Origin of the sequence: Halorubrum sp. SP9, from assembly GCF_005435015.1 — an archaeon.
Lineage (GTDB): Archaea > Halobacteriota > Halobacteria > Halobacteriales > Haloferacaceae > Halorubrum > Halorubrum sodomense.
Genome location: NZ_SGXU01000201.1, coordinates 1 through 748, shown reverse-complemented (window position 1 = coordinate 748; position 748 = coordinate 1). Strand labels below are relative to the sequence as shown.

Annotated in this window: 2 pseudogenes; one reads left to right on the top strand and one right to left on the bottom strand. The window is 56.4% G+C overall.

The window, feature by feature from the left end:
• Positions 1–256 (bottom strand): annotated as a pseudogene (locus tag EXE45_RS17205) (hypothetical protein); the annotation flags it as partial.
• Between the two features lie 244 nt (positions 257–500).
• Between EXE45_RS17205 and EXE45_RS17200 the strand changes: the two are divergent.
• Positions 501–748: pseudogene (locus EXE45_RS17200) on the top strand (arsenic resistance protein); the annotation flags it as partial.

The window sequence follows — 748 nt, the reverse complement described above, 5'->3', positions numbered from 1 at the left end:
GCTCGACATTGATTCGGAGGCGATACGTATTGTCGATCGATCCGGTGTCGGGCCGCGTGGGGTCCAACAAGGTCCGATACGAGTAGTCGTGGAAGCGGCTCTGGATGTCCAGCCACTCCTGGAACTCCTCACTAGTCTGCGCGTCGTCGACGCCGGCGACGAGGTCGTCGATCCACTTTTTGATGGTACTGTTCATTTCGTCTGATCGCGTGTTGGTCTCTTCGAAGGAGATCGACGAGTCTCTGGTCGTGGACATCGTGTTCACCGAATCGAGTTCACGGCGACTGCGTCTGTTCAGATCGTGCCGCACCCCTCAGGGGCGTCTAAAAACACATCGCAACAGCGCAACTGACCGGTTCAATCGATTCTGCGGGGGAAATACTCAAAGTACAAATACTACAGATCGGTCACCGATGGGGACTTACGACTGCTCCTACCACCTCTACAAAACGAGGGGGCAGATTGCTTGATGTTGCTACTGGTTCCCCTTTTATTCATCTATGACCACACTCTCGAAACAGCGGATTCAGCACAATCAGGTCGCGATCTACGCCGTCGCCGCTCTCCTCTCGGTTGGGGCCGGGTTTGGGCTCCCAAGTGCGAGCTCGGTCCTGGAACCGCTCATCAATCCCGTGTTGGCCGTGCTGTTGTACGTCACATTCCTCGAGATACCGTTCGTCCGGATCCGGCGTGCGTTCCGAAACGGCCGGTTCATGGCGGCTGCGCTGGGTATGAACTTCTTGGTCGT